Consider the following 20,936-nt stretch of genomic DNA (forward strand, 5'->3'; position numbering starts at 1 on the left):
CCGCCCCTTGTGGGTGGCGCGCTTTGGTTTGATGCACTCAATCACTCGTCGGTGGTGGGACCACGCCGTACCAGCGCCCAGACCGACTCACGAAAGCCATTGGCTTCGGGCTCGCCGTCTTCCAGGTGGGTGACGATGAAGTTGGGGTCGAACAACCGCCTCACTTCGGCGCCGTCCACATGGAACGGCGGACCGTCGTCGCCGCTCCGACTCAGACTGACCAGCAGCCCCCGCGCGCCAGGCGGTATCAGCTGGGCCAGGTGAAAGGCGTAGCGCTGGCGGGTGGCCTCGGGCAAGGCGATCAGGGCGGCGCGATCATAGAAGGCGCCGATCTCCGAGGCCTGGGCGATATGGAAGTGAAAGAAGTCACCGCACCATAGCTCGATACTGCCCTGACGCAGAATCGCGAAACCGTCCTGCTGGTAGCGCGACACCTCCCCTCGGCCATCTTCCACAAACTGTTCGAGCGCGCGCTCCGACAGCTCGATGCCGAGCACCGGATGTTGATGCTCGGCCAGCCAGCGCATGTCCAGACTCTTGCCGCACAGCGGCACCAGTACCTTGGTCCCGGGAACCGCCCCGAGCATCGGCCAGTGGCGGATCAGTGCAGGATGAACGCTATCGCGATGAAAGCCGATGCGCCCCTCTTCCCAGCGTTTCAACCAGTGTTCGTGCATCGAATTCTCTGTCCCGGGTGCTAGAACCAGCGGTCGCGCTTGCGCCGACGCCGCGGCAGGTGCGGCACGATCAGGCCGACGATCAGGCCCGCCCCGGCGACGCCCCCGCCGTACATGAAGTAGCGCATCAGCAGGTCTTCCTTGCGGGTCTCCAGGCGAGCCTCGAGGTCCTTGTTGGTCTCGCTGATATCGCTGAAGGCGCTCTCCAGCTCATGATTGCGTGCTTCCAGTTCGGCGATGCGGCTCTCGCGCACCTCGAGGGTCTCGGTCATGGTCCGAGTGCGCTCTTCCCAGCTTTCGTTGATGCCGTCGAGCTCCTCGGTGAGTTCTTCCACCCTTGCCTCGAGCTTGGGCAGCTGGTCGCTGGCGCTGGGGGTCTGTTGCAGTTCGCTGCTGGGGACCCAGACCACGTCTCCGCTGTCGCTTCGGACCTGGGAATAGTCGCCGGAGGTGTCCAGCAGGGTCACCGGCTGGCCGGCGGTCAAGGTGCCGACGATGCGGTAGCCGTCGGTGGGACCACTACGCACATAGGTGGTGAGTTCGTCCGACACCCACCGTGAGGTGCCGTCGTCCTGAGCCATCGCCGGCAGGGCGGCGCCGGTCAGGGCGAGGCCCAGGGTCACTGTCTTGAGAAATTGCGTTTTCATGCCGTCTTTCCTGGCTAATCTGGGCTCGGTTGCGACTCGAGTGACGCTGCGCCGGCTTCCTGCCAAGCCGCAACGTGCGATGAGACCAAGGAGGGTGACAAACGTTCCACAGCTCCTGTGGACAAGTGTCGGGAAAACCGCTGGACATCGCTGTCCTGCGGGCGAGACACCTGGGGTTGGCACAAAATGGTCATAAAATAGCCAGCCCGCGTTCCCATCCGCCCGCAAGACTATCACATTGGCTCACCGGGATACCCCGGCCGGTGGACCAAGATCCACCGGGATCTCCGCGCGCCCTGCCCTGGTCCCTGGCCGGTACGTCGGCAAACTGGCCCCACCCGGGCCGGGTGCGTATAATGCGCCACCATGCGCCACGGTCGTTCGACCGCCAGTCTCGCGCCCATTCACCACCACTCACGTGACCAGGCACCCCTGGTGCCCATCGGGCCGGGAGCCCGACATATTGCTATGACGAAGAAACTCTTCATCAAGACCCACGGCTGCCAGATGAACGAGTACGACTCTGCCCGCATGGCGGATCTGCTCGGCGACTCCCATCAGATGGAACTGACCGACAACGAACAGGACGCGGACGTGATCCTGCTCAACACCTGTTCGATTCGGGAAAAGGCCCAGGAGAAGGTTTTCCACCAGCTCGGTCGCTGGAAGAAGCTCAAGCAGTCCAACCCCGATCTGGTGATCGGCGTCGGTGGCTGCGTGGCCAGTCAGGAAGGCGAGGCCATTCGCAAGCGCGCCCCCCACGTCGACATGGTGTTCGGTCCCCAGACCCTGCACCGGGTGCCGAGCATGCTCGACGCCAGCCGTGACAACCAGATCTCGGTGGTGGACGTCACCTTCCCCGAGATCGAGAAGTTCGATCACCTGCCCAAGCCCAGCTCCGACGGCGCCAGCGCCTTCGTCTCGGTGATGGAAGGCTGCTCCAAGTACTGCACCTTCTGCGTGGTGCCCTACACCCGTGGCGAGGAAGTCTCGCGGCCGTTCGAGGCGGTCATGGACGAGGTTTTCCACCTGGCCGACCAGGGCGTTCGCGAGATCAATCTGCTGGGCCAGAACGTCAACGCCTACCGCGGGCTCAACGACGACGGCGACGAAATCGATCTGGCCGAACTGATCGCCTGCGTGGCGGCGGTCGACGGCATCGACCGTATCCGCTTCACCACCTCGCACCCGGTGGAATTCAGTGACAGCCTGATCGAGGCCTACGCCGAGATTCCGGAGCTGGTCAGCCACCTTCACCTGCCGGTGCAGGCCGGTTCCGACCGCATCCTGGCGGCGATGAAGCGCGGTCACACGGTCGAAGAGTACGTCGACAAGATGGAGCGCATCCGCGCCCTGCGCCCGGACATCAGCTTCTCCTCGGACTTCATCATCGGCTTCCCGGGCGAGACCGAGGAGGACTTCGAGGCGACCATGGACCTGATCCATCGCATCGGCTTCGACGTGTCCTTCAGTTTCGTCTACTCCGCTCGCCCGGGCACGCCGGCGGCGGCGCTTGACGACGAGACCCCGGAGGAGATCAAGAAGCAGCGCCTGGCGATCCTGCAGGAGCGCATCAACCAGCAGGCGATGCAGATCAGTCGGCGCATGGTGGGCACTACCCAGCGTGTGCTGGTCAGCGGCTTCTCGCCCCGCGACCCGGGCCAGCTGTCCGGACGCACCGAGAACAACCGGGTGGTCAACTTCCGCGCGGCCAACCCCACCGAGCTGATCGGCTACTTCGTCGACGTCGAGATCACCGAGGCCCTGCCCAACTCGCTGCGTGGCGAACTGGCTTCCGGCGAGCGCTACTGAGGCTCGCCCTGCTCCGGGACGGGCGGCTTGGCCGTTTCACCATGACGATCGCCAACGCACAGGACCCGGAGCATTGCCCTGGCCCACGCCGGGGCAGTAAGCTGAACCTTCAAAGCCACCCAAACACGGATTCTTCACGCCTTGAGCCAGCCATCGACCCAGGCCAACCGCATCATCACGCTCAACCTCGAACCCAACGAGCCCCGCCGTCTTGCCAACCTGTGTGGCCAGCGCGACGAGCATCTGAAACTGATCGAAAGCCGGCTCGGCGTCACCCTGCGCAACCGCGGCAACATGTTCCAGCTGGCCGGCCCCGGCGCTCGCGTCAAGGCGGCCGCGAACCTGGTGGAACACCTCTATCGTGAGGCCGAGGCCACCGAGCTGACCCCGGACACCGTGCACCTGTTCCTGCAGGAAGCCGGCATCGAGGCCCTCGACGAGGACGCCGAAGAAGACGCCGGCGAGGGCGAGGTGCTGATTCGTACTCCGCGCACCCTGATCAAGCCGCGCGGCCTCAATCAGCAGGGCTACGTCACCAGCATCCGCAACCACGACATCAACTTCGGCATCGGCCCCGCCGGCACCGGCAAGACCTACCTGGCGGTGGCGGCTGCGGTGGAAGCGCTCAACCAGCAGCAGGTGCGACGCATCCTGCTGGTGCGCCCGGCGGTGGAAGCCGGCGAGAAGCTCGGTTTTCTGCCCGGTGACCTTGCCCAGAAGATCGATCCCTACCTGCGCCCACTGTATGACGCCCTGTACGAGATGATCGGCTTCGAGCAAGTCGCCAAGCTGATCGAGCGCCAGGTGATCGAGATCGCGCCGCTGGCCTACATGCGCGGGCGCACCCTGAACAATGCCTTCATCATTCTCGACGAGAGCCAGAACACCACTCGCGAGCAGATGAAGATGTTCCTGACCCGCATCGGCTTCGGCTCCACCGCGGTGATCACCGGCGACGTGACCCAGGTCGACCTGCCCAAGGGCCAGAGCTCCGGCCTGATCCAGGTGCTCGATGTGCTCAAGGACACCGCCGGTATCGGGGTGACCCACTTCGCCGCCAAGGACGTGGTTCGCCACCCGCTGGTGCAGCGTATCATCGAGGCCTACGACCTGTTCGAGGCCAACCAGGAAGCCGAGGAGCGCGCTCGCCGCGAGGCGCGTGCCGAAGAGCGTCGGCTGGAGCGTGCCGAGCGTCTACAGTCCATGAACGGTGACGGAGACGCCCACCGATGAGCGCCTGCGTGGACCGTCAGGTGGCCAGCGAGGCCAGCGACCTGCCAGAGGTCGATGACCTCGAGCGCTGGGTCGACGCCGTGCTGGCCCACTTCCCCGAACGGGCGGAGTCGGAACTCACGATTCGCCTGGTCGACGCCGACGAGAGCCAGACCCTCAACCGTGACTACCGTGGCAAGGATGCCCCGACCAATGTCCTGTCATTCCCCTTCGAGGCCCCGCCAGGCCTCGAGCTTCCGCTGCTTGGCGATCTGGTGATCTGCCATCCGGTGGTCGTGCGCGAAGCACGCGAGCAGGACAAGTCGCTGATCGATCACTACGCTCATATGGTCGTGCACGGCACCTTGCATTTGCTGGGCCATGACCATATCGAGGATGAGGAGGCCGACCTCATGGAAGGCCTCGAGCGCAGTATCCTTGCCGGCCTGGGCATTGACGACCCTTACGCCCCGCCGGCCCCATCTCCGGATCCCGGTAGCGAGGACGAGAGAGCCGACGCATGAGCGAAGACCGATCGAGTAGCCAGGCCCCCAACAAATCCTGGTTCGACAAACTCTTCAGTGCCCTGTCCAGCGACAGTGACGAACCCAGTTCGCGAGAAGAGTTGCGCGAATTCCTGCGCCAGGCGGGCAGCCGCCTGAAGCTTGAGCAGGATGCCATGACCATCATCGAAGGCGCCCTGAACATCAGCGACCAGCAGGTCAGGGAGGTGCTTATCCCGCGCTCCCAGGTCACCGCCCTGGAGCTCGATCAGCCGCTGGAGGACTACCTGCCGATCATTCTCGAGACCGGTCACTCACGCTACCCGGTGATCGGCGAGAACCTCGACGAGGTTAAGGGCATCCTGCTGGTAAAGGACCTGCTGCCGTTGCTGCAGGGGTCCAGCGACGACCGCCCCTTCCAGCTTGAAGAAGTCCTGCGCCCTGCCATGTTCGTACCCGAGTCGAAGCGCCTCAACAGCCTGTTGAAGGAGTTCCGCGACACCCACAGCCATATGGCGGTGGTGGTGGACGAGTACGGCGGCACCGCCGGGATCGTCACCATCGAGGACATCCTCGAGGAGATCGTCGGCGACATCGAAGACGAGCACGATACCGACGAGGAAGAGGACATCCGCCAGCTGGGCGATGACCGCTACGCGGTGCGTGCCCTGACCCCCATCGAGGACTTCAACGAGCGCTTCGGCACGCGCTTCTCCGACGACGAGTTCGATACCCTGGGAGGACTGGTGATGCAGCGTTTCGGCCACCTGCCGGCGCGCGGCGAACATACTCTGATCGGGGGCTGGCGCTTCACCGTGCTCAACGCCGACAATCGGCGTATCCGGCTGCTCGAGGTCGAACCCGAAAGCCGTACCGACGACTGAACCCGTGCGTCCCCGCCCGGGGACGCCTTGCCTTTCTCGCCCACACCAAGGATGGACCCCATGCTCGAGCGAGTGCTCGGCGGCAGGGCCGGCTACCTTGCCGCCCTGATCGCCGGAGGGCTGACGACCCTCGCCGCCGCCCCCTTTTCCTGGTGGTGGCTGGCCCCGCTGGCCGCCGCCCTGGTCTACGCCGGTCTCTATCGGCGGGGCGCACGCCAGGCGCTGCTGCGCGGCTGGTGTTACGGCCTCGGACTGTTCGGAAGCGGCGCCTCCTGGGTCTACGTATCGATCCACGACTATGGCTACACCAGCGCACCGCTGGCGTTCTTCCTGACCGCCCTGTTCGTGGCCAGCATGGCGCTATTCGTCGCCTTGCCGATGGGGCTGTTCCGTCGCCTGATGCCGGCCCGCCCCACCGCGCTGGCGGGCGGGCTCGGCTTCGTCGGCTTCTGGGTACTGATGGAGTGGATCAGGACCTGGCTGTTCACCGGCTTTCCCTGGCTGCTGCTCGGCAGCACCCAGGTCGACTCACCGCTGTCGGCGCTGGCGCCCCTGGGCGGCGTCTACCTGCTGTCGCTGGTGGTGGCGGCCAGCGGTGTGCTGCTGACGGAGCTCGCGCGGCCACGACCGCTGGCCGCCCTGCCGCTGGTGGCGCTGTGGGGCCTGCCCTGGCTGCTGCCGAACCAGTGGACCTCGCCCACCGGTGATCCGCTGAACGTGGCTCTGTTGCAGGGCAACCTGCCCCAGGAGATCAAGTGGCTGCCAGAAGGCCAGCGCCAGGCGGTCAATACCTATCTGGGCATGACCGGTGACCTGGAGGCGACCGTCCCGGTGGAGCCGGACATCGTTATCTGGCCCGAGGCCGCCCTGCCGATGTTCGAGGACCAGGCCCAGCCGATCATGGCCCGCGCCCAGGCGGCGCTGGCCCCCGAGACGGCGCTGCTGACCGGCATCCTTCAGCGCGACGCCGACGGGCGTTTCTTCAACGCCGTGAGCGCCTACGGCAACGCCAGTGGCGCCTATCGCAAGGCCCACCTGGTGCCCTTCGGCGAGTACCTGCCACTGGAAAGCCTGCTCAGGGGCGCCATCGCCTTCTTCGACCTGCCGATGCCGGCCATGACGCCGGGACCGGATACGCAGCCGCCGATGACCGCCGCCGGTCACACCCTCGGCAACGCCATCTGCTACGAGATCATCTACGCCGACCTGGTGGCCGAGCGTGCCCGTGATTCGGAACTGCTGCTCACCGTCTCCAACGACAGCTGGTTTGGCGATTCGATCGGCCCCCACCAGCACCTGGAAATGGCCCGGCTGCGCGCCCTGGAAAACGGCCGCTACGTGATGCGAGCCACCAGCAATGGCATCACCGCCATCATCGACGATCAGGGCCGCCTGCTCGACCAGCTGCCCCAGTTCGAGACGGCGCGCCTGGACGGTCAGGTACAGCCGATGCAGGGGCTGACGCCCTTCACCCGCACCGGTAGCTGGCCCACCTGGCTCGTCGCCGGGCTGATGCTGCTGGCGGGCGCACTGTGGCGCCGGCGGGACTGAGCCAACGCAAGCCGACGCAAGCCGACGCAAGCCAATGACCGTCGACGGCGCTCTGGCCGCGAACGACATTCACCACAAACGACAACGCCGCGAGGGCTCGCCCTCGCGGCGTTGTTGTGTTGCAACCGTGTTACAACAGTGGGGATCAGTGTACGAGCGTCAGGCGGGTATCAAGGGCCAGATGCGTTCCTCGGATACCCTCCTGCCTGTCACGCTGACGAACGTTACTCGGCGGCCTCGTCGTCCTCCGCCTCGCCCAGCACTTCAGGGATGCTGGTCTTGACGAAACGCCCCGGCGCGGGCTCCAGCAGCGGCAGCTCACCGCCACCAGGCTCGCGGGCATCGACCATCTTGTCGGCGTCCACGTAGCCACCCTTGACCATCCACTCCTGCCAGTGGGGCCACCAGGAGCCTTCATTGGCCTTGGCCCCGGCCAGCCACTCTTCGTGGTTGTCGGGTAGCTCGTCGTTGGTCCAGTAGCCGTACTTGTTCTTGTGCGGCGGGTTGACCACGCCAGCGATATGGCCGGAGCCCCCCAGCACGAAGGTCACCGGGCCCTTGGGCAACAGCGCGCCGTAGTAGCTGCTGTTCCACTTGGCGATATGGTCTTCCTTGGTGGCGATGAAGTAACTCGGCGTCGACACCTTGCGCAGGTCGATCTTGACGCCGTCGAGCTCGACACCGCCTGGCTCGACCAGCTGATTCTCCTGATACAGGTGACGCAGGTACCAGCCGTGGGTGCCCGCCGGCAGGTTGGTGCCGTCGGTATTCCAGTACAGCAGGTCGAAGGCCGCAGGATCCTCACCCTTCAGGTAGTTGTTGACGTAGAACGACCAGAACAGATCGTTCTCCCGCAGCAGGTTGAACGAGTAGGCCATGACGCGACCGTCGAGATAACCGTCCTGCTCGAGCTTGGCTTCGATGCCCTGGAGCACCGGTTCGCTCAGGAAGACGCCGATCTCGCCGGGGTCACGGAAGTCCTGCAAGGTCGCCATGTAGGTCACCGACTTGGCCTTGCGCCCGCGCCGGGTGCTGGTCAGGTAGGCCATGGTCGAGGCCGTCAGGGTGCCGCCGATGCAGTAGGACAGGAAGTTGGCCGACTTCTCGCCGGTGGCCTGCTCGATACCGTCCAGCGCCGCGATCGGGCCAAGCTGCATGTAGTCCGCCCAGGTCAGATCGCGCTGCTCCGGGCCGGGGTTGCGCCAGGAGATCAGGAACACGGTGTGGCCCTGATCCACCAGCCACTTCACCAGCGAGTTTTCCGGGCGCAGGTCGAGCACGTAAAACTTGTTGATCCAGGGTGGCACGATCAACAGCGGCGTCTTGAACACCTTCTCGGTGGTGGGCGCGTACTGGATCAGCTGGATCAGCTCGTTTTCCATCACCACCGCGCCTTGTGACACCGCGATGTTTTCACCGACCTCGAAGGCGCTGCGATCGGTCATGGTGACGTTAAGACCCTCGGCCGAGTTGGCCAGGTCTTGGCGCAGACGCGACAGACCGTCGACCAGGTTCTGGCCCCGGGTCTCGAGGGTCTTGCGCATGACTTCGGGATTGGTGGAGACGAAGTTGGTCGGCGACATGGCGTTGACCATCTGACGCGCGTAGAAGGACAGATTACGCTTCTCGCCGGGGCTCAGATCGTCGAGCTTGTCCACCAGAGTCTCGACGGTGTTCGAGAACAGCAGATACTGCTGCATGATGGCGTTGTAGCCAGGATCGCTGGTCCAGGCCTCGTCCTTGAAGCGGCGATCGCCGCGGGACGGCGTCACCAAGGGCTCGAAGGCACCGCCGCTGGCCGCCGCCATGGCCTGTTGCCACAGCGCCATCTGGTCCTGCATCAGCTTGGCCTGGGTCTCCCATAGCAGAGTGGGATTGCGCATCAGCGATTCGGCACCGGCCTGGAAGCTGTTGCGAATGTCCTCCATCACCGAATCCGCTGCGTCATTGGGCACCATGCGCGAAAGGAAATCTTCCATCAACGCCTGGTACTCGGCACCCAGCACCGATAGCTGGTTGCCCCATTCCTCCGGGTTGTCCGCCGCCTGATCACCTGCCGCCATTGCGTTCTCCTCTGGCCTGCCCTGCAAAAAAGGGTGGACCACCGTCGGCCTCGCGGCGTCGCAGCTATCCACCCTCGTTTCGTCATCGTTGTTGGGGGGCGAGTCGGCCGCCGCTGTCTATACCGTCGTGCGGCAGGCGCTTCACGCCAATGCCTGCACTCGCCTGCGGCCGCTCACTCGTTGGCACGTCCAACAGTACTCTTGTCTCAGGTGCGCCTGCCTCAGACCCGCTTGGCTCAGGTGCGCTTGCGGCTGGAGGTCGCCTTGGCGGTTCCGCCGGTCGACTTGCTGGCGCTGCTGGTCTGAGACGAGGCCTGGGAGGCAGCCTGTGAAGTCGCCTGGCTGGCCTGCTGGGTGGCCTTTTCGGCTGCCTCGGTGACCTGCTGGGTGGCCTTCTCGACCGCCTCGGTCGCCTGGTCGCGGGCCTGGGTCGCCTGATCGGCAAGCTGCTGGCCGGACTCGGCAAACAGCGACTCCAGTTCGCTCTTGAACTCGAGGCTCATTTCGCTCATGGCGCGGGCATCTTCGAGCATCTGCGCCGACAGTTCGTTGAGCATCTCGGCCTGACGGGTAGAGAAGTCGCGCAGCCCCTCGGCGTCGTTGATCGCGGTGGCTTCACGCATGCGCTCGGTACCCATCTGGCTGTAGCGCTTCATCGACTCCATCTGGTACTGGGACATCTTCTGCATGTTGTCCAGCATCAGGGAGTTGAGTTTGCGCATCGGCTCGAAGAACTGACGAGTCTGCTCGTTGAAGTTGTCGAACATCTTGTCTTGCATGACCGAACCTCCTGGAATCGTGTCGATGGTGTCTGTCCACTCGGCAATCCGCTGCCACTGTCCGCAGGGCGCCTCCGTCCAGGAAGCATGCTGAGGACAGCGTTGTTGCAGCGCAACAAACTCAGTCTGGCACACCCTCGGTGACAACGCCATGACAGGCGTCGCCTCCTGCGCGATTGTGCATCAAGACGCCCCGCACCCTCGCCATCGGCGAATCTGCCCTCCCCGTCATACCCGTGGCCGCTTTCCTGCGGGCCCCTGGCGGGCAATCAACGAGCACCTGGCTAACTCTTGCCGCCCTTGGCGCTGCGCGAGCTGGCCTTGGCCGCCCCACTGGACCGCGACGCCGTGGAGCTTGACGCCTCCTCGGCCTTGTCATCCTTGGCAGAAGAACCCTTGGCGCTCTGGGCGGCCTGGGTCAGCATATCCATCATCATCTTCTGATAGTTGCCGAAACTGGCAAGCCCCTGGGACAGTCCCTGCTGCAGCGCCGGCTGTTGCAGGAACGGCTGCATCAGGCTCATCGGATCGTAGCCTTCGACACCGGACTCCATCTGCCGATGAATGCGATCGAGCAGGTCCTGCTGGAAGGCCTCGATATTGGGAAGCCCCAATGCCTGGCGTAACTCTTCCGGGGTCAGATCGAATTCGACGTTGATCTTCATGCTGGCCTCGTGATCCTTGTATGGCGGTGTGTGGCGCCGGTAGCCCGCGCTATCGGGCGCAAAGATGCCTGCATCCTGCACCTTCCCTGCCACAGTTACTTGAGTGTAGCAGTCCTGTCATGCTCTGCGATTCAGCGTAGCCGTGGTGTGCTGACTCGCACATCACTGTTCTGTGCGCGATGACGCAGCAGGTGGTCCATCAGGGTCAGCGCCATCATCGCTTCGGCGATGGGCGTGGCACGAATCCCCACGCAGGGATCGTGGCGTCCCTTGGTCACCACCTCCACCGGGTTGCCATCCACGTCGATGGAGCGCCCAGGAATGGTGATGCTGGAGGTCGGCTTGAGCGCCAGGTGAGCGATCAGCGTCTGGCCGCTGGAGATGCCTCCCAGAACGCCACCGGCATGATTCGACAGAAAACCCTCCGGGGTCATCTCGTCACGGTGCTGGCTGCCACGCTGGGCCACGCTGGCAAAGCCGTCACCGATCTCGACGCCCTTGACCGCGTTGATGCTCATCAGGCCGTGGGCCAGCTCGGCATCGAGGCGGTCGAACACCGGCTCGCCAAGCCCGGGCGGCAGCCCTTCGGCGGTGACGGTGATCTTCGCCCCCACCGAGTCCTGGTCACGGCGAAGCTGGTCCATGTAGGCCTCGAGTTCCGGCACCCGTTCGGGGTCGGGACAGAAGAAGGGGTTGTCGTTGACCGCTTCCCAGTCACGAAACTCGATGGCCAGCTCGCCCAGCTGACTCATGTAGCCACGCACCACGATGCCCTGGCTCGCCAGGTACTTCTTGGCGATGGCCCCGGCGGCCACCCGCATGGCGGTCTCGCGGGCACTGGAACGTCCGCCACCGCGATAGTCGCGCTCGCCGTACTTGTGGTGATAGGTGTAGTCGGCGTGGGCCGGCCGGAACTGGTCCTTGATCTTCGAATAGTCCTTGGAGCGCTGGTCGGTGTTCTCTATCAACAGGCCAATCGAGGTACCGGTGGTGCGCCCCTCGAACACGCCCGACAGGATCTTCACCTGATCAGGCTCACGACGCTGGGTGGTATGGCGCGACGTGCCTGGACGGCGACGATCCAGGTCGGCCTGCAGATCGGCCTCGCTGAGCTCGATGCCAGGCGGGCAGCCATCGACGATGGCGCCGAGCGCAAGCCCGTGACTCTCGCCAAAGGTGGTGACGGTAAACAGCTTGCCGAAGGTATTGCCGGACATGGGCGCTCCTCTATTGTTGTGCAAAGGACGCCGCATGGGCGTCGAGTTCTTCGGCGGTGAGGGCAAACACGCCCTGGCCGCCGCGCTCGAATTCGAGCCACAGGAAGGGAACCTCGGGGAAGGCCGCTTCCAGATGATGATCGGAGTTGCCGACCTCGACGATCAGCACGCCGTGGTCGCTGAGGTGCGCTCTTGCCTCGCGCAGGATACGTCTGACGATATCCAGGCCATCGCTGCCCGCCCCCAGCGCCAGAGCCGGCTCATGACGGAACTCCTCCGGCATGGTGGTCAGGTCGCGGATATCGACGTAGGGCGGGTTGGACACGATCAAGTCGTAGCGCTGACCTTCCAGGCCATCGAAGACGTCGCTGTGCACCGCGCGCACGCGCCGGCCTACGTCGTGGCGATTGATGTTCTCACGGGCCACCGCCAGGGCGTCCTGGCTGATATCGGACAGGTCCACCTCGACGGTAGGCAGATACTCGGCGCAGGCGATGCCGATACAGCCCGAGCCGGTGCACAGGTCGAGGATGCGCCGAGGCGGCTCCTCGGGGAACCAGGCCTGAAAGCCCGACTCGATCAACTCGGCAATCGGCGAGCGCGGAATCAACACCCGCTCGTCCACACTGAACACAAGCCCGGCGAAGAAGGCCTCGCCGAGCAGGTAGGGCAAGGGCCGCCTGTCGCTGATCCTGGCGCGCACCAGGCCGACGATGCGCTCGCGTTCCATCGGCAGCAGCCGCGCATCCAGCACGCCGGGGTCCACGTTCCAGGGCAGATGCAAGGCGCCAAGCACCAGGGCCACCGCCTCGTCCCAGGCGCTGTCTGTGCCGTGGCTATAGGTCAGCCCCGCCAGGTGAAACTCGCTGGTTGCCCAACGCAGACAGTCGCGCAGGGTGAAAAGGCCGTCGGCCAATTCAGCGTCGGGGAGCGCCAGCGTCGAAGACCTGGAAGTGGACGGAGAGGAGGAAGAGTCGGCCAAGAGGGCATCCTGTCGATCGGGTTCAAGAAGAGGCGTGCGCCAGGATCGCATGGACCATCACCGCCTTCGACGACCTTCACGCGAAGGTCCCTTCCGTTCCAGGGGCGAAGGCAGATGCAGGATCCTGGATAGCGATACAGATAGAGATCGAGATAGCGATATAGATGGCTATCTGACTCGCAAGGCATTGTATCCGTGCCGGCGGTTCACTGCCACGGCCACCACGGTATACTGGGCCTCCCTTTTACCGGACCCGAGGACCCCATGAGCCAGCGCCAGCCACCGCCCGACGACGAGATCAGCGCGTTTCGCCAGGCCCTGGAGCAGGCAGGTGTCCGTCGTATCCGCCACAACCGCGCCGACACCGGCAAGCCGCGTCCGACCACCCGTGCCCAGCGAGATCAGGCCGCCGCCGCGCGCCGCGCTGCCGCCGTCAGCGCGGGTGATGACGTGGCCACCGGGCGCACCTCGGATGGCCGAGTCGAGCCGGTACGCCCATCGGAGTATCTGGACTTTGCCCTTCCCGACCTGCCCTATCGCACCCGTAGCCAGTTGAAGCGCGGGATGATCGGCTGGGAAGGCGGTCTGGACTTGCACGGCTACAGCCTCGAGGAGGCTCGCTCGGAACTCGAGAGCTTTCTGCGTGACTCGGTGGCCAGTGGTCATCGCTGCGTGATCGTGGTCCACGGTAAGGCCTGGGGCGCCACCGCCGACTATCCGGTGATCAAGAGTCACGTCAATGCGTGGTTGAGAGAATGGCCGAGCGTGCTGGCCTTCTGTTCGGCCACCGACGCCGAAGGCGGCACCGGTGCGGTTTACGTGCTGCTGAGACGGCGCGGACAGACGCCTTGAGTCCCCCGCGGCAACGGCTGGCTCTCTAGAAATTCAGGAGAATGGCCAAGCGTACTGGCCTTCGCTTTCTCAACCCCTGCCACCGACGCCGAAGGCGGCACCGGTGCGGTTTACGTGTTGCTGAGACGGCGCGGACAGACGCCTTGAGTCCCCCGCGGCAACGGCTGGCTCTCTAGAAATTCAGGAGAATGGCCAAGCGTTCTGGCCTTCGCTTTCTCAACCCCTGCCACCGATGCCGAAGGCGGCACCGGTGCGGTTTACGTGTTGCTGAGACGGCGCGGACAGACGCCCTGAAGCCCGATCACAAGGTGTATTGAGCCACCGAGGTATTGTTGAGATGGCGCGGCCGATGCCCTGGGTCAGCCTGCTGGCTTTTCGGTCTGCTCGACGATACCGCAGGTCTCGATGCGATCCAGCGCCTGGCAGGTCAGGTGACGCCCCAGACGGATCAGATCCCTGGCACGGTGGAATTCGAAGGAACCGCAGACGGTCTTGGGTATCTCCACCAGGATGTCCGGCGGATAGCCCGCCTCCTTGTAGCGCGCCAACGCGGCCTGGGTGATGTCGAAGGAGGTCAGGATGGTGGCCAGCCGCCCCCAGTCCTTGCGCCCCAGCGCGGCATTACCGCGCTCGGCACGGTCGGCTTCGGCCTCCGATTCGGCGCTTTCCTGAAAACGCCGCGCCATCAGCGCACCGCGTCGATCGCCCCTGCGGCGCTCTCCGTTGGTACCTTTACCGCCCCGGGCCTCATCGCAGCTCGGGCACTCCACCGGCAGCAACTCCTCGAGAGAGACAAGGTTGGGGCTGTTGGCGGTGACGTTGACCGCCATCACCAGGTCCGCGTGGACCGACACGTTGGAGATGATCGGCAGCGGATTGAGCAGACCGCCATCGACCAGCAGCCGAGGCCCATCCTCGACCGGCGTGAAGACCCCGGGTATGGCGATGGAGGCACGGATAGCCTTGAGCAGGGACCCCCGCTGAAACCACACTTCTCGCTGGCGCATCAGGTCGGTCGCCACCGCGGTGAAGGGAATGGGCAGGTCCTCGATGGCGACGTCACCGATAAACGACTCGATCTTGCTCATCACCTTCCTGCCCTGCATGGCACCCATGGAGGTGAACGACATGTCGAGCAGGCGAAGTACGCCGAAGGAGCCCAGCTCCTCGACCCACTGACGGTAGGGCTCGAGCTTCCCCGCAGCAAAGATGCCCCCGACCAGGGCGCCCATGGAGCACCCCGAGATAGCCACCACTTCATAGTCGCGGGCGACCAATTCCTGCAGCACACCGATGTGGGCATAGCCTCGGGCACCACCACTACCCAATGTCAGCGCAATGCGCTTGCCGCTCGATCCCGGGGGACAATCGTGGCGATAGACGGTCATGGCAATGCCCTCCTGCTGCGGATTGGCCGCGCGGGCAGCGCTTGAACAGCGCATGCCTCGCACTCGCAGGCCTGTCTATAAGCTTAGACTAACCCACCGTGGAAAAGCTTACGCGGCCTGTCACGGCGCAGCGGCCAAGACTCATCCACCGACTGGCTGCCAAGATCGTCTTTTCGATCAAGGTGTTGCGGACAACGCCTCGACGATGGCATCGGCCACCGCGGGGGCGTGCTGCGGCGAGGCATGAAGATGGTGTCCGCCCTCCAGCACGCGACGGGTCAGGCGGCGAACGCGTGCTCGCGAAGCCACCCCTCGTGGACGTTCCCCGAGAATACCGTCACGCCCTTCGACCAGCAGTACCTCGCAGGCAATAGCCTCGAGCAGATTCGCGACCTGGTCATCGGTCAGCCGCACGGGGGAGGGGCGCAGCAGGCGCGGGTCGGTGCGCAGCCGCAGGCCGCCCTCGTCGCAGGGGGTCAGGTTCCTGGCCACGATGTCGCGCACCGTCTCGGCATCCACCGGGGTGGCGCCACCGGCGACCCGCGCCGCCACCGCGGTATCCAGATCGGCATAATGAGGAATCCGCGAGCGACGGCGACGCTGGGCCCGCAACGAACGCCCCAACTGGCCAGCGGTATCTTCAGGTGGGGTGGTCAAGGCCCCCAGACCGTCGATCAGCACCAGGCGCTCGATGCGTTCGGGCCAGGCCGCGGCGACCAGGCAGGCCACCCCGGCGCCGAGGGAGTGAGCCAGCACCGGGGCACTATCCAGTCCGAGATCATCCAGTGCATCGAGCAGGTCGTGGCAGTAGTCCCAGATGGCGTAGTCGTAGTCACCGGGCAGCCGCTCGGAGTGTCCATGGCCGGCCATGTCGATGGCCACCAGGCGTATATCGAGCCGTTCGGCCAGCACCGGCGCTAAACGCGCAAAGCTTGCGGCGTTGTCGAGCCAGCCGTGCAGCGCCAGCCACACCGGCGCCTCCGTGCGTCCCCAGGCCAGTGCGGCCAGGCGCCCCTGTGCCAGGCGAAGCGCTTCTCCCGCTGGCTTCATTGCGTTGCCCCTTCGCCCAGCAGACGGTCGATCATGGCAAGCAAGGCGCGTCGCGTTGCCTCGGGCTGCTCCATCGGAAACATATGACTGCCGGGCACCCTGTCCAGGGCGATACCGCGCCGGCTGAGACGTCGGCAACGTGCCTCGGTCAGCAAGTCAGACGTCTCCCCTGCCAGCACACCCAGAGGTACTCGTACCTCCGTGGGCAGACGATCCAGATGGTGGGGCAGATGACGGAAGATCTCGACCTCGATATCCGGGTCATAGCTCAACACCACCGCGCCGTCCTCCAGGGTCGTGGTGCCGGCATCGATGTAGTCGTCCAGCGCCTCCTCGGTGAAGCTGCGAAACAGACCCTTGCGCCGGAGTTGAGCGCGCATCGCATCACGGCTTTCCCAACGGGTACGGCGCCCCTTGCTCTTGCCTGCCGGCGTCACTCGATCCACCATGCCGAGCCACTTGCTGACGCGCATGGCCAAGGCGTCGATGCCCAGCATCAGCGGCGGGTCGAGCATCACCACGGCCTGGAACCGCTCCGGCTCCTGGCGCGCCGCCATGGCGGTGATCACCCCGCCCATGGAGTGGCCGACACCGATAAAGGGTCCGGCCAGGTGGCGGGTGCTCTCGAGGTATTCATCACGCAATGCCAACCAGTTGTGGCCCACGGGAAAATCGGGATGGTGGCCCAGGCGATCGAGCGGCTGGACGTCGAAGCGCTCTGCGAGTGGTGCCAGCAGGCTTCTGTAACTGCCGCCGGGAAAGCCATTGGCGTGGGCGAACAGCAAGGTTGGGGTATCTGGCATGATTCTGTCTCATCCGATGAGAGGCGGCGACCCGCCGCTGTAGCCTTGGCAGGCTAACGGCATTACCCTAGGCCGCCAAGTGAACCAAAGCCTAGATTCCCCGGAATTCCCCCTGACTCCCCGCTACCAAGGAGCAACGCGTGTCCCGTAAACCCGCCCGCGATACCCGCCTGCGCAACCGTCTGTTCTTCACCACCGTGGCCGTGGCGGTGGTCATCGGACTCTGGCTGGCGCGCTGAACTCTCTTGACAAGGGCGCACCAGAAGCCCCGACGTGCGCCCTCTTCAGTCGTTCTCTTCACCTCATCTTCACGTCCTCTTCACCACCTCTTCTTCGACCGGCCCTCTCCCTGGTCGAACCGCACCGTGATTGGCCCTCAGATTCCTGAATCCAGCCACCATCCAAGTCCCGCGCTCCCGGTCATACCAGGAACCTCACCCGACGCCGTCCACCCAAAGGCTTCCCAACTATAAATCATACATAGTATATTAAGTCCTTTAGCGTGCTATCCGAGCAGGAGGGTCTCCCCATCGATATCAGCATCCTTGCCAGCACCCTCGGCGTCAGCCTGCCCGTTTTCGCCATGGTCTTCATCGGCGCCGTTCTGAAGCGTCTGGGCTGGATCGATCAAGCCTTCGTCGACACCGCCTCGAGCCTGGTGTTTCGCCTGACCATGCCAACGCTGTTGTTCCTGAGCCTGCTGCGCGCCGATCCCGGCCAGGACCTGAAGCTCGGACTGGTCGGTTTCTATCTGGTCGTCTCGGTGGCCATCTTTCTTGTCATCTGGGGCTGGGCCCTGTGGCGCTGCCCGCGAGTGGATCGCGGCGTCTTTGTGCAAGGTGCCTTTCGCGGCAACTGCGGTATCGTCGGACTGGCCCTGTCGGCCAACATGTACGGCGACTTTGGTCTGTCGCTCGGCAGTGTCATGGCCGGCGGCATCATCATCGTCAACCTGGTAATGTCGGCCATTGTACTGTCGGTCTACAGTCCGGTGGTCAGCTCACGTCCCCTGGCGATCCTCAAGGACGTCGCCACCAACCCATTGATCATCGGTATCGTCGCCGCCCTGCCGCTGACCTACCTTCACCTCGACTTGCCGCCCTGGCTGATGACATCCGGCGACTACCTGGCCTCGCTGTCGCTACCGCTGGCGCTGATCTGCATCGGTGGCAGCCTGAGCCTGCAGGCCGCCCGTGAGAGCGGAACCCTGGCGCTGTCGGCCAGCCTGTGGAAGGTTGCCGTCATGCCGGCCATCGGTGTTGCACTGGCACTGGCGGTGGGCTTTCGGGGCGCCGAACTCGGCATGCTGTTCCTGTTTCTCGGTAGCCCCACCGCCGCCGTAGCCTACGTCATGGCCAGGGGGGCCGGCGCCAATCAACGCCTCGCCGCCAGCATCATCATGCTCAGCACCTTGCTTAGCCTGGTCTCCATCAGTGTGGGGATCATGGTGTTGACGGCTGCCGACCTGGTGTAAGAAAAGGGTCCAGCACACCCCATGAGTCCAGCAATCTCGGTACGTTTTGACCTCAATTCATCGACGTCACGTCGATAGCTCGTTCTCTAGCGCAGTCGTCAACAACTGATTCAGGCTGATGCCGCGGGCCTTGGCTGCATCAACCGCCTGCTTGTGCATCGATTCGGGGACGCGGACCTGGAACTTTCCAGAGTACGCCCTGACAGGATCGATCCCCATCTCGCGGCAAGTAACCAAGAAGACACGCAGCGATATCTCCCCTTCCTTGCGCAAGGCACAGACACTATCGGCATAGAAATCGGCGCCCCCATTGAGTCCCGTGAATTCTCCGCGAAACATCTCGAATTCGGGGTCATACTGAATAATGGCGCGATAACCATTGATCATCATGACATTGTTCATGGCATCAATCCGTTTGCTTCCAGCCATTTACGAAGGCTTGCGACGGCCCCCTTATCCGTATCCGGTGTCGGGTGTGGACGATGCAACACGCGCACTTCTCAAAACTTGCATGTTTTCGTTTCACGCACCGACAGTACCAAAGCTTAGTACCACCTCGAGTCAAATGAACGCTCCTGCGCAACCTGAAAAGTGCGAGCGTCAATGCAATACCAGCAAGGCCCGGTGATCGACTCACCGGGCCTTGCTGTTTTCACGTCAGCGGTGTCACCACCGAGCGCGTCTGGCGCTGTCCATCAGTCCCTTCACCTGTCCCGTTTGCCGTCCACCAGGCGGCTGACGTTCAGCGGGTTGCCATCCTTGAGCGCCTGCGGCAGCAAGGCGTCCGGCAGGTTCTGATAGCACACCGGGCGCAGGAAGCGGTGGATGGCGGCGCTGCCGACCGAGGTGGTGCGCGAGTCAGAGGTGGCCGGATAGGCGCCACCGTGGACCATGGCGTGGCACACCTCGACCCCGGTGGGCCAGCCGTTGGCCATGACCCGACCGGCACGCCGCTCGAGGATCGGCAGCAGGCCACGGGCCGCGTCGATGTCGCCGTCGTCCATCTGCAGGGTCGCGGTCAGCTGGCCCTCGAGCCCCTCGGCCAGTGCCTTGACCTCGTCCAGGTCGGCACACTCGACCACCAGCGAGGTCGAACCGAATACCTCGGCCTTGAGCGCCTCATCATTGAGGAAGTCGCTGGCCTTGGCCACGAACAGGCCGGCCTGGCACTGGTTGGGTCCGTCGCCCTGTGGGCCACGCGCCACTTCACGGGCCTTGTCGCTGCCGCCAAGGGTGTTGACGCCCTGGGTGTAGGCGTCGTGGATGCCCGGCGTCAGCATGGTCTGGGCGCCTGCGCCCTTGACCGCTTCGGCGGCAGCCTCGACGAAGCCGTCGAGCGCCTCGCCCTTGACCGCGATCACCAGCCCCGGGTTGGTGCAGAACTGGCCGGCCCCCATGGTCAGCGAGCCGACGAAGGCCTCGCCCAGCTCCTTGCCACGGGCCTTGAGCGCCTCGGGCAGCAGGAACACCGGATTGATCGAGCTCATCTCGGCGTACACCGGGATCGGCTCGGGACGCGCCTGGGTGGTCTTCATCAGGGCGGTGCCACCGCTGCGCGAGCCGGTGAAGCCCACCGCCTTGATCCGCGCGTCGCTGACCAGGCCCTGGCCGACCTCGCGACCGGAACCGAACAGCAGCGAGAACACGCCTTCCGGCAGTTCACAGCGGGCCACCGCCTTCTGCAGCGCGCGGCCGACCAGCTCGGAGGTGCCGGGGTGGGCCGAGTGGGCCTTGACCACCACCGGACAGCCGGCGGCCAGGGCGGAGGCGGTGTCGCCACCGGCCACCGAGAACGCCAGCGGGAAGTTGGAGGCGCCGAACACCGCCACCGGACCCAGCGCGATATGGCGCTGGCGCAGGTCGACCCGCGGCATCGGTTCGCGGTCCGGCAGGGCCGGATCGTGCCGCACGTCGAGCCATTCGCCGGCGCGTACCACCGAAGCGAACAGGCGCAGCTGGCCGCAGGTACGGCCACGCTCACCCTCAAGACGTGCCTGGGGCAGGCCGGACTCCTGCATGGCGCGCTCGATCAGGGTGTCACCGAGCGCCTCGATCTCCTCGGCGATGGTCTCGAGAAAGGTCGCGCGGGCCTCGAGGCCGGTCTCGCGGTAGCTATCGAAGGCCGCCCAGGCCAGTTCGCAGGCGCGCTCGACCTCGGCCTTGGAACCTGCCTTGTAGCCAGGCTCGAGGGTCTCCCCGGTGGCCGGATTGACGGCATGGATGGGCTCGCCCTTGGCCTCGACGGCCTGGCTGCCGATCAGCTGCTTTCCTTCCAATTTCATGAATCTTCTCCTGTCGTGTGACGTTCGACGGGGTGAGCGTCGGTAAAGGCCGTCGGCTTTCGTCCTCACCGGGGCTTTCGCACCTGAGCCATCGA

The 20,936-nt window shown here is 64.8% G+C and carries 19 protein-coding genes; 7 read left to right on the plus strand and 12 right to left on the minus strand.

The genetic code is table 11. The features are described 5' to 3' along the window. Positions 1-41 precede the first annotated feature (41 nt). Together KUV74_RS01810 and KUV74_RS01815 are read right to left on the minus strand one after the other, a co-directional pair. Complete coding sequence (locus KUV74_RS01810) at positions 42-677, minus strand: thiopurine S-methyltransferase (protein ID WP_045991785.1); 636 nt, start codon at positions 675-677, stop codon at positions 42-44. Positions 678-697: 20 nt separating this feature from the next. Further along, complete coding sequence (locus KUV74_RS01815; RefSeq protein WP_108131485.1) at positions 698-1,324, minus strand: TIGR04211 family SH3 domain-containing protein; 627 nt, start codon at positions 1,322-1,324, stop codon at positions 698-700. Between the two features lie 468 nt (positions 1,325-1,792). Between KUV74_RS01815 and miaB the strand changes: the two genes are divergently transcribed. The 5 genes from miaB to lnt all read left to right on the plus strand — a co-directional run bounded on the left by miaB (position 1,793) and on the right by lnt (position 7,286). Then, entirely contained in the window at positions 1,793-3,136 is a 1,344-nt protein-coding gene (gene miaB, locus KUV74_RS01820) for a tRNA (N6-isopentenyl adenosine(37)-C2)-methylthiotransferase MiaB (RefSeq protein ID WP_045991787.1), read from the plus strand. A 141-nt stretch (positions 3,137-3,277) separates the two neighbouring features. Next, entirely contained in the window at positions 3,278-4,369 is a 1,092-nt protein-coding gene (locus KUV74_RS01825) for a PhoH family protein (protein WP_045991788.1), read from the plus strand. Then, on the plus strand, positions 4,366-4,872 hold the full coding sequence (gene ybeY, locus KUV74_RS01830) for an rRNA maturation RNase YbeY (RefSeq protein ID WP_222515513.1): 507 nt from the start codon (positions 4,366-4,368) through the stop codon (positions 4,870-4,872). Before KUV74_RS01825 ends, ybeY begins: the two co-directional genes overlap by 4 nt. Beyond that, entirely contained in the window at positions 4,869-5,735 is an 867-nt protein-coding gene (locus KUV74_RS01835) for an HlyC/CorC family transporter (RefSeq protein WP_045991790.1), read from the plus strand. The genes ybeY and KUV74_RS01835 overlap by 4 nt, the downstream gene beginning before the upstream one ends. Positions 5,736-5,795: 60 nt before the next feature. After that, on the plus strand, positions 5,796-7,286 hold the full coding sequence (gene lnt, locus KUV74_RS01840; RefSeq protein ID WP_222515514.1) for an apolipoprotein N-acyltransferase: 1,491 nt from the start codon (positions 5,796-5,798) through the stop codon (positions 7,284-7,286). A 224-nt stretch (positions 7,287-7,510) separates the two neighbouring features. Here the strand turns inward: lnt and phaC are convergent, their stop codons facing one another. The 5 genes from phaC to prmB all read right to left on the minus strand — a co-directional run bounded on the left by phaC (position 7,511) and on the right by prmB (position 12,992). Further along, the gene (gene phaC, locus KUV74_RS01845; protein WP_222515515.1) at positions 7,511-9,349 is read right to left on the minus strand and encodes a class I poly(R)-hydroxyalkanoic acid synthase; all 1,839 of its coding nucleotides are present in this window, start codon (positions 9,347-9,349) and stop codon (positions 7,511-7,513) included. Positions 9,350-9,585: 236 nt separating this feature from the next. Next, positions 9,586-10,128, minus strand: coding sequence for a phasin family protein (locus tag KUV74_RS01850; protein WP_045991793.1), 543 nt, complete (start codon positions 10,126-10,128; stop codon positions 9,586-9,588). A 284-nt stretch (positions 10,129-10,412) separates the two neighbouring features. Further along, on the minus strand, positions 10,413-10,793 hold the full coding sequence (locus tag KUV74_RS01855; protein ID WP_222515516.1) for a hypothetical protein: 381 nt from the start codon (positions 10,791-10,793) through the stop codon (positions 10,413-10,415). 131 nt (positions 10,794-10,924) lie between these two features. Next, entirely contained in the window at positions 10,925-12,010 is a 1,086-nt protein-coding gene (gene aroC, locus KUV74_RS01860) for a chorismate synthase (protein ID WP_108131481.1), read from the minus strand. 10 nt (positions 12,011-12,020) lie between these two features. Further along, entirely contained in the window at positions 12,021-12,992 is a 972-nt protein-coding gene (gene prmB, locus KUV74_RS01865) for a 50S ribosomal protein L3 N(5)-glutamine methyltransferase (RefSeq protein ID WP_231498478.1), read from the minus strand. A gap of 264 nt (positions 12,993-13,256) precedes the next feature. On the opposite strand from prmB, the gene KUV74_RS01870 reads away from it, so the two are divergent. Next, positions 13,257-13,844: a Smr/MutS family protein gene (locus tag KUV74_RS01870; protein ID WP_045991797.1), complete on the plus strand. Its 588-nt coding sequence runs from the start codon at positions 13,257-13,259 to the stop codon at positions 13,842-13,844. A gap of 359 nt (positions 13,845-14,203) precedes the next feature. On the opposite strand, the gene KUV74_RS01875 is transcribed toward KUV74_RS01870, so the two are convergent. The 3 genes from KUV74_RS01875 to KUV74_RS01885 form a co-directional block, all read right to left on the minus strand. Beyond that, the gene (locus KUV74_RS01875; protein ID WP_045991798.1) at positions 14,204-15,232 is read right to left on the minus strand and encodes a patatin-like phospholipase family protein; all 1,029 of its coding nucleotides are present in this window, start codon (positions 15,230-15,232) and stop codon (positions 14,204-14,206) included. Between the two features lie 177 nt (positions 15,233-15,409). Continuing rightward, positions 15,410-16,282 carry an alpha/beta fold hydrolase gene (locus tag KUV74_RS01880; protein WP_045991799.1) on the minus strand — a complete coding sequence of 291 codons (873 nt, stop codon included), beginning with the start codon at positions 16,280-16,282 and terminating at the stop codon, positions 15,410-15,412. After that, complete coding sequence (locus KUV74_RS01885; protein ID WP_045991800.1) at positions 16,279-17,085, minus strand: alpha/beta fold hydrolase; 807 nt, start codon at positions 17,083-17,085, stop codon at positions 16,279-16,281. The genes KUV74_RS01880 and KUV74_RS01885 overlap by 4 nt, the downstream gene beginning before the upstream one ends. A 502-nt stretch (positions 17,086-17,587) precedes the next feature. Here KUV74_RS01885 and KUV74_RS01890 point away from each other — a divergent pair. Beyond that, on the plus strand, positions 17,588-18,559 hold the full coding sequence (locus KUV74_RS01890; protein WP_315900711.1) for an AEC family transporter: 972 nt from the start codon (positions 17,588-17,590) through the stop codon (positions 18,557-18,559). A 66-nt stretch (positions 18,560-18,625) separates the two neighbouring features. Here the strand turns inward: KUV74_RS01890 and KUV74_RS01895 are convergent, their stop codons facing one another. Together KUV74_RS01895 and KUV74_RS01900 are read right to left on the minus strand one after the other, a co-directional pair. After that, positions 18,626-18,961 carry a type II toxin-antitoxin system HicB family antitoxin gene (locus KUV74_RS01895; protein ID WP_222515517.1) on the minus strand — a complete coding sequence of 112 codons (336 nt, stop codon included), beginning with the start codon at positions 18,959-18,961 and terminating at the stop codon, positions 18,626-18,628. Positions 18,962-19,263: 302 nt separating this feature from the next. After that, complete coding sequence (locus KUV74_RS01900) at positions 19,264-20,841, minus strand: aldehyde dehydrogenase (NADP(+)) (protein ID WP_222515518.1); 1,578 nt, start codon at positions 20,839-20,841, stop codon at positions 19,264-19,266. Positions 20,842-20,936 lie beyond the last annotated feature (95 nt).

The organism is Halomonas sp. DP1Y21-3, assembly GCF_019801245.1.
Lineage (GTDB): Bacteria > Pseudomonadota > Gammaproteobacteria > Pseudomonadales > Halomonadaceae > Halomonas > Halomonas litopenaei.

Excerpts from the sequence above, each read along its gene's own strand:
- KUV74_RS01810 (WP_045991785.1), bottom strand. The coding sequence starts at position 677 with ATGCACGAACACTGGTTGAAACGCTGGGAAGAGGGGCGCATCGGCTTT.
- KUV74_RS01815 (WP_108131485.1), bottom strand. The coding sequence starts at position 1,324 with ATGAAAACGCAATTTCTCAAGACAGTGACCCTGGGCCTCGCCCTGACC.
- miaB (WP_045991787.1), top strand. The coding sequence starts at position 1,793 with ATGACGAAGAAACTCTTCATCAAGACCCACGGCTGCCAGATGAACGAG.
- ybeY (WP_222515513.1), top strand. The coding sequence starts at position 4,366 with ATGAGCGCCTGCGTGGACCGTCAGGTGGCCAGCGAGGCCAGCGACCTG.
- KUV74_RS01835 (WP_045991790.1), top strand. The coding sequence starts at position 4,869 with ATGAGCGAAGACCGATCGAGTAGCCAGGCCCCCAACAAATCCTGGTTC.
- lnt (WP_222515514.1), top strand. The coding sequence starts at position 5,796 with ATGCTCGAGCGAGTGCTCGGCGGCAGGGCCGGCTACCTTGCCGCCCTG.
- phaC (WP_222515515.1), bottom strand. The coding sequence starts at position 9,349 with ATGGCGGCAGGTGATCAGGCGGCGGACAACCCGGAGGAATGGGGCAAC.
- KUV74_RS01850 (WP_045991793.1), bottom strand. The coding sequence starts at position 10,128 with ATGCAAGACAAGATGTTCGACAACTTCAACGAGCAGACTCGTCAGTTC.
- KUV74_RS01855 (WP_222515516.1), bottom strand. The coding sequence starts at position 10,793 with ATGAAGATCAACGTCGAATTCGATCTGACCCCGGAAGAGTTACGCCAG.
- aroC (WP_108131481.1), bottom strand. The coding sequence starts at position 12,010 with ATGTCCGGCAATACCTTCGGCAAGCTGTTTACCGTCACCACCTTTGGC.
- KUV74_RS01870 (WP_045991797.1), top strand. The coding sequence starts at position 13,257 with ATGAGCCAGCGCCAGCCACCGCCCGACGACGAGATCAGCGCGTTTCGC.
- KUV74_RS01875 (WP_045991798.1), bottom strand. The coding sequence starts at position 15,232 with ATGACCGTCTATCGCCACGATTGTCCCCCGGGATCGAGCGGCAAGCGC.
- KUV74_RS01880 (WP_045991799.1), bottom strand. The coding sequence starts at position 16,282 with ATGAAGCCAGCGGGAGAAGCGCTTCGCCTGGCACAGGGGCGCCTGGCC.
- KUV74_RS01885 (WP_045991800.1), bottom strand. The coding sequence starts at position 17,085 with ATGCCAGATACCCCAACCTTGCTGTTCGCCCACGCCAATGGCTTTCCC.
- KUV74_RS01895 (WP_222515517.1), bottom strand. The coding sequence starts at position 18,961 with ATGAACAATGTCATGATGATCAATGGTTATCGCGCCATTATTCAGTAT.
- KUV74_RS01900 (WP_222515518.1), bottom strand. The coding sequence starts at position 20,841 with ATGAAATTGGAAGGAAAGCAGCTGATCGGCAGCCAGGCCGTCGAGGCC.